This is a genomic window from Streptomyces cavernae, assembly GCF_004023625.1.
Classification (GTDB): Bacteria; Actinomycetota; Actinomycetes; order Streptomycetales; family Streptomycetaceae; genus Streptomyces; species Streptomyces cavernae.
The window spans coordinates 162,213-168,850 of record NZ_RPDJ01000031.1; the positions used below are offsets into that span (position 1 = coordinate 162,213).

Annotated in this window: 4 protein-coding genes; 2 read left to right on the plus strand and 2 right to left on the minus strand. The window is 71.7% G+C overall.

Annotated elements, in window-relative coordinates:
* Positions 1–18: 18 nt before the first annotated feature.
* On the plus strand, positions 19–1,092 hold the full coding sequence (locus EF387_RS34415) for an ATP-dependent DNA ligase (protein WP_128380513.1): 1,074 nt from the start codon (positions 19–21) through the stop codon (positions 1,090–1,092).
* 334 nt (positions 1,093–1,426) lie between these two features.
* On the opposite strand, the gene EF387_RS34420 is transcribed toward EF387_RS34415, so the two are convergent.
* Positions 1,427–2,626, minus strand: coding sequence for a zinc-dependent alcohol dehydrogenase (locus tag EF387_RS34420; RefSeq protein ID WP_128380514.1), 1,200 nt, complete (start codon positions 2,624–2,626; stop codon positions 1,427–1,429).
* Between the two features lie 173 nt (positions 2,627–2,799).
* Here EF387_RS34420 and EF387_RS34425 point away from each other — a divergent pair, with 173 nt between their 5' ends.
* A complete protein-coding gene (locus EF387_RS34425) occupies positions 2,800–3,753 on the plus strand; it encodes a DUF3048 domain-containing protein (protein WP_202918453.1) in 954 nt (317 codons plus the stop codon).
* Positions 3,754–3,805: 52 nt separating this feature from the next.
* Here EF387_RS34425 and EF387_RS34430 read toward each other — a convergent pair whose 3' ends face one another.
* Complete coding sequence (locus EF387_RS34430; protein ID WP_128380523.1) at positions 3,806–6,592, minus strand: FtsX-like permease family protein; 2,787 nt, start codon at positions 6,590–6,592, stop codon at positions 3,806–3,808.
* Positions 6,593–6,638 lie beyond the last annotated feature (46 nt).

Here is a 6,638-nt window from a genome sequence, read left to right on the forward strand (position 1 = left end):
GACTCGTAGAGTCGATACATGGATCTGCCGGTGATGCCCCCTGTGAAGCCGATGCTCGCCAAGTCGGTGGCGAGGATCCCGCCGGACATGCACTACGAGGCGAAGTGGGACGGGTTCCGGGCCATCGTGTTCCGCGACGGCCCGGAGGTGGAACTGGGCAGCCGTACCGGGAAGCCGCTGACCAGGTACTTTCCCGAGCTGGTCGAGGCCCTGCGGGAACGGGTGCCCGAGCGCTGCGTGCTCGACGGCGAGATCGTGATCGTACGAGAGGGCCGGCACCTCGATTTCGACGCCCTCACCGAGCGCATCCACCCAGCCGCCTCCCGGGTACGGACGCTCGCCGAGCGGACGCCGGCCTCCTTCGTGGCGTTCGACCTGCTCGCCCTGGCGGACGAGTCCCTGCTCGACGTTCCGCTGACCGAGCGGCGCGCCCGGCTGGTCGGGGCCCTGGCCGGGGTCACGGCACCGGTCCACGTCGCCCCGGCGACGACGGACGTCGAGGTGGCGCAGCGGTGGTTCGAGCAGTACGAGGGTGCGGGCCTCGATGGGGTGATCGCCAAGCCGCTCACCGTGCGTTACCGGCAGGACGAGCGGGCCATGTACAAGATCAAACACGAGCGCACGGCGGACGTCGTCGTCGCGGGCTACCGGCTGCACAAGAGCGGTCCGGTGGTCGGCTCCCTGCTCCTCGGGCTCTACGACACCGGGGGCACGCTGCAGCACGTGGGGGTGTCCGCGGCGTTCCCCATGAGGCAGCGGGCGCAGCTGGTGACGGAGCTGGAGCCGCTGCGGATGGACGACGTGGCGGCGCATCCGTGGGCGGCCTGGGCCGAGGAGGCCGCGCACGAGACGGCGCGGCTGCCGGGGGCACCGAGCCGCTGGTCGGCGAAGAAGGACCTGTCCTGGGTGCCGCTGCGCCCGGAGCGGGTGGCCGAGGTGGCGTACGACCACATGGAGAACGGCGTGCGCTTCCGGCACACGGCCCGCTTCCGCCGCTGGCGGCCGGACCGCGTCCCGGAGAGCTGCACCTACGCCCAGCTGGAGGAGCCGGTCAACTTTGACCTGGCGGACATCCTGGGCGCGCGGGAGTGAGGTGGCGGGACCCGGGGCCCCCGGCAGTGATGTGGCGGGACCCGGGACTCGCGGCAGTGATGTGGCGGGACCCGGGACTCGCGGCAGTGAGGTGGCGGGACCCGGGGCCCCCGGCAGTGATGTGGCGGGACCCGGGACTCGCGGCAGTGATGTGGCGGGACCCGGGACTCGCGGCAGTGATGTGGCGGGACCCGGGGCCCCCGGCAGTGAGGTGGCGGGACCCGGGGCCCCCGGCAGTGATGTGGCGGGACCCGGGGCCCCCGGCAGTGATGTGGCGGGACCCGGGGCCCCCGGCAGTGATGTGGCGGGGGTCAGAGGAACCCGGCGTGGCCGATCAGCGCACACCCGGCTCCATCAGGATCTTCACCGCGCCGTCCCGTTTCTGCTGGAACATCTCGTACGCCTGCGGTGCCTCGGTGAGCGGCAACCGGTGGGTGGCGAAGCCGTCCACGCCCAGGGTGTCCTCGTCGGTCAGCAGCGGCAGGATGTCCGCGCTCCAGCGGCGGACGTTGGCCTGCCCCATGCGCAGCTGGATCTGCTTGTCGAACATGGTGAGCATCGGCAGCGGGTCCGCCTGGCCTCCGTACACGCCGGAGAGCGAGATCGTGCCGCCGCGCCGTACCAGCTCGATCGCTGTGAGGAGCGCGGCGAGCCGGTCGGTGCTGAAGCGTTCGGAGAGCCGCGCCCCGATGGCCCGGGGCAGCATCGACGACGCCGTCTGCGCGAGCCGGGCGATCTGGCTGCCGTGGGCCTCGGTGCCGACCGCGTCGATGACGGAGTCGGGGCCGCGGCCGTCGGTCACGTCCTTGATGGCGGCGACGAGTTCCTTCTCGCTGTCGAAGTGCCGCAGGTCGTACGTCTCCACGCCCCGCTCGCGCGCCCGGCGCAGCCGCTCCGGGACGAGGTCCACGCCGAAGACGCGTTCTGCGCCGCGTTCCCGGGCGATCCGGCAGGACATGTCGCCGATGGGACCGAGCCCGAGGACGGCGACGGTGCCGCCGGGAGGGATCGCCGCGTACTCGACGGCCTGCCAGGCGGTCGGCAGCACGTCGGAGAGATAGACGAACCGGTCGTCGGGCGGCCCCTCCGGCACCTTGATCGGTCCGAACTGGGCCTGCGGGACGCGCAGATACTCGGCCTGGGCGCCCGGCACGGCCCCATACAGCCGGGTGTAGCCGAACAGGGCCGCACCCATGCCCTCGCCGGTGACCTGGGTGGTCTCGCACTGCGTGGGCAGTCCGGCCGAGCACATCCAGCAGTGGCCGCACGCGATCTGGAACGGCACCACGACCCGGTCTCCGGGCCGGAGGTTCGGCACCTCGGAGCCGACCTCCTCGACGATGCCCATGGGTTCGTGGCCGAGTATGTCGCCGGGGGTCATGAACGGTGTGAGCACCTCGTACAGATGCAGGTCGGAGCCGCACAGCCCGCTGGAGGTGACGCGGATGACGGCGTCGGTGGGCTCCTGGATCTTCGGATCGGGCACGTTCTCCACGCGGACGTCCCTCTTGCCCTGCCATGTCACGGCCTTCATCGTGCGCCACTCCCTCCGTCTCGACCGGTCATGTGCGGCGCCCGGGTACCCGTGGGTAGGCGGGCGAATCACTTGAGGGACGGCTGGTGGCCCGGGTGGCCTGTCTGTTTCCGTGTGCCGAGCGGGTATCACCCGGATGGGTCCGCGAACAGACGATCGAGAGGTGCGGCGCGATGGTTGTGAAGCGGTTGCGACACGGCGCGCTCACGGCGGTACTGCTGACCGCTCTGGTCGCGGGCTGCACCACGGGGGACGGCGAGGGAACGGACACCGGACGCGAGGAGACCCGGCAGAGCACCGGGGAGCCCACCGGTCCCGTCCTCGCCGTGAAGATCGACAACGTGTCCGCGGCCCGGCCGCAGACCGGCATCGGCGCGGCGGACATCGTCTATGTGGAGCAGGTGGAGGGCGGCCTGAGCCGGCTGATGGCGGTGTACGCCACCAGGCTCCCCGAGGTGGTCGGGCCGGTGCGCAGTGCCCGTGAGACGGACCTGGAGCTGCTGCGCCAGTTCGACGAACCGACGCTGGCGTTCTCCGGGGCGCAGGGCAAGCTGCTGCCGCTGATCGACCGGGAGCCGTTGCGCGCGGTGCCGCCCGGCAAGGCGTCGGGCGCCTACTTCCGGGGCGAGGACCGGCCCGCGCCGCACAACCTCTATCTGCGGCCGGCGAAGGTGATGGAGTCCGTGGGCGGCGGGCCCGCCCTGGCGCAGACCGGCTTCCGCTTCGGCGCGGCGCCCGAGGGCGGCACCCCGCAGAACAGCCGCACCGTGCGCTTCCCCGCGGCCCGCTTCACCTTCACCTGGTCCGAGCAGCGGCAGAGCTGGCAGGTGGCGATGGACGGCACACCCGACCGGACGACGGACGGGAAGACCCTGGCACCGGCGACCGTAGTCGTCCAATACGTACGGGTGCGCGAGTCCCGGTTCCACGATGTGCGCGGCAACAACTCGCCGTACACGGAGACCGTGGGCTCGGGGAAGGCGGACGTCCTGCGCGACGGGCGGGTCCACCGTGTCCGGTGGGAGCGCGGGGCGGCACAGGACGGCACGGAGTTCACCACCGCGGACGGGAAGACGGTGAACTTCGCGCGCGGTCAGGTGTGGGTGCTGCTGGTGGCGGCCCGCTGAGTGCCGGTGGTCCGGCCGGGCGAGCCGCCCTTGTCGGTCTTCGGTCCAGTCTTCAGTCGGCCGCCAGCAGATGGGCCGGGGCGATACGGGACATGGCCCGGTTGGGCACGGACAGGACCCCACACACCAGCCCGACTGCGGCCAGCGTCGCCAGCAGTGCCGCGCCGGCCACCATCGGCAACCGCCCCGCCAGTACCCCCTGCCCGAGCGCCAGTACGGTCGCGAGGCCGGCGGCGGCGCCGGTGAGGCCGCCCAGCAGCGCGAGCCCGGCGCCCTCGTAGAGGGTGAGCCGCGCGAGTTCGCGGTTGGACCATCCGGTGGCGCGCAGGACGGCCAGGTCGGCGGCCCGCTCGCGTTGGGAGAGGACCAGCACGTCGACCGCTCCGGCCGCGCCGAGCAGCAGCGACAGGGCGACGCTCACATAGTCGGCCGTGCGGGCGTGGGCGACGACGGCGTTGCCGAGCAGCGAGCCGGCCACCTCGCCGCGGAAGGCGAGGGTGAGGCACAGCAGCACGGTGAAGGCCGCCACCCCGAGCGCCAGACCGGCCGCGCCGAGCACGGTCCGGCCGCGGGTGCGCAGCAGATTGCGGATGGCGAGGCCGGGGACGGAGCGGACGGCGACCGCCCGGCGGGTGGCGGTCACCGCGGGTGTGACCGCGTCCAGCGGCCGCACCCGGGTGGCCCGCCAGGCGGGCAGCAGGCCCGCGCCGAGCGCCAGCAGCAACGCGACGGGCAGCACCAGGGCTGCCTTCACCCCCGATCCGGGCAGGCCGAGCAGCGTCCCCAGTCCGTAGGCGAGGACTGCGCCCAGGGCACCCGCGCCGAGGCCGATGACCGCCAGCTCACCGAGGATCAGGCGCAGGATCTCCGATGTGCTCCACCCGACGCAGCGCAGTGTGCCGATCTCGGTGCGGCGCGACCGTACGGAGGCCAGTGCGGCCTGGGCGAGGAAGAGTCCGCAGACCACCAGGACCAGGACGAAGAGCACCGCGCTCTTGGTGTCGACGGCCTGCAGGATCCGCAGCGCCACGCCCTTGGCGACCCAGCGCTCGGTGACCTTGATGTCCGAGGGCAGCACGATGGTCTGCGGTGCGGGTGAGCTGCCGACGGTGACGTCGACCTGCAGCTTCGGGTAGGCGGCGCGGATCTGACCGGCCACGGAGTTGACCCGGGCCCGCGAGGTGGGGTCGACACCGGTGACGCCCTCGACGCGGATGCGGATGGCGCTGACCGGTTCCTTCTCGTGCGCCGGGGACTTTCTGCGGCTGTGGGTGAAGGCGGAGATCGAGTCGATCGTGGTGAGCAGGGTGGGCGGCGGGCTGAGGTAGCCGCCGAGGTTGCGGTCGGGCCGCAGGGGCTGGTTGCGCAGGGCCTTCCGGGAGCGCGCGTCCGCGCCGGTGACCTGCGGGGGCTGGTAGGTCTCCAGCGGGACCCGGGACAGTGCGGAGAAACCGCGCAGCTTGGCGGGGTCGTAGCGGCCGACGACGCGGATCACCGGATCCGGGCGGCGTCCGGAGTCTTCGCGGTCGCAGGTCTTGAACGACCCGCACACGGTGGAGGCATGACCGGTGACCTTACGGAACTGGGTGCCCGCGTTCTCCTCGGGGATGTACCTCTGCGTTTTTTCGAAGTAGTTGTCCTCCCAGATGCTGGGCGGCTGGGCGGGCCGTGTCTGCGCGACCAGGCCCTCCTCGGTGCTGCGGTAGCCGACCGGTCCGACCGTCCAGTAGTTCACCACGTCGAAGCCCCGTCCGCCGTCGGTTATGGACCGGAAGGCTGTGGCGAGGTCGGCGGTGACCGTTCCGACGGCGGTGCCCCGCAGGCCGTTGACGAAATCGTGGGCGCTCGGCCTGCTCAACTTGCCGGGCAGGGCCTTCGGATCGCCGACGTCCAGCCGCTCGACGCCGGCGCTCAGGGTGCCTGCGGTCAGGGCGCGGCTGCTGAGCATGACCGGGACGTTGTAGTCGTGCTGCCGTTCTTCCTCGACCGGACCCTGATCCCATTCGGCGGCGGCCCAGACGGGCCGGTCCTTGGCGGTGAGCATCCGGCCGGAGGTGACCGTGTCGCTCAGCCCCACGAGTTGGTCCTCCGCGGCCGGGTCGATCGCCGACAGCAGTACCGGGAAGGAGACCGGCACCTGGGCCGTGGCCTTCCCGTTCCCCGGTACGCAGGTCATGGTCGAGCGGGCGTCGAGGGAGAACACCGACTCCGGGTCGTCGTTCCAGTCGAACATGGGCTGGGGCAGCTTCTCGCCCAAGAAGTCGGTCTTCGCCCCGCTCTTGTCATAGTTGTAGAACCAGCACACCGCGTACTTCTTGCCGCCCGCCTTCTCGTTCTCCAGATAGTCGTCCATGACGATCGGGTTGCGGGTGAGGTAGACGTACTGGTCGGCGACCGGGTAGCTGCCCAGGCCGGCCTGCAGCTTCGGTGTGAGGCGCAGCAGTTGGGCCGGTGCCTCGCTGTCGCGGAACTTCGACACATCGATCCTGACCGTGCCGTCCACCATCAGGTAGCCGATGTTGGCAACGGGCGCGGCGGTCTCGACTCCGGAGAGGGACTTGATGCGCCGGTACTGGTCGAGGCTGATGCCGCCGAAGATCCCCGACAGGAAGTTGGGCTCGACCAGGCCGCGTTCCCGTTCGACCTCGGTCTGGGTGCCGGGCGGCCGGACCAGGATGTCGTACGCGGAGCGGGCACTGTCCTCGACGATCCCGGTGGTCCGTGCCTGGCTGGTGGTCACCGTCGAGGTGAGCAGGGTGAAGCTGGTGGCGGCGACCAGGATGCCCGAGGCCAGCGCGAGGGCGCGGGAACGGCGTCTGCGCAGCTGGGAGAGGATCATGGCGATCACGGACGCAGACCCCCGAGCCGGTCGAGCACGTCGGGGG

Coding starts and splice junctions, on each gene's coding strand:
- EF387_RS34420 (WP_128380514.1), bottom strand. CDS start 2,626: ATGAAGGCCGTGACATGGCAGGGCAAGAGGGACGTCCGCGTGGAGAAC.
- EF387_RS34415 (WP_128380513.1), top strand. CDS start 19: ATGGATCTGCCGGTGATGCCCCCTGTGAAGCCGATGCTCGCCAAGTCG.
- EF387_RS34425 (WP_202918453.1), top strand. CDS start 2,800: ATGGTTGTGAAGCGGTTGCGACACGGCGCGCTCACGGCGGTACTGCTG.
- EF387_RS34430 (WP_128380523.1), bottom strand. CDS start 6,592: ATGATCCTCTCCCAGCTGCGCAGACGCCGTTCCCGCGCCCTCGCGCTG.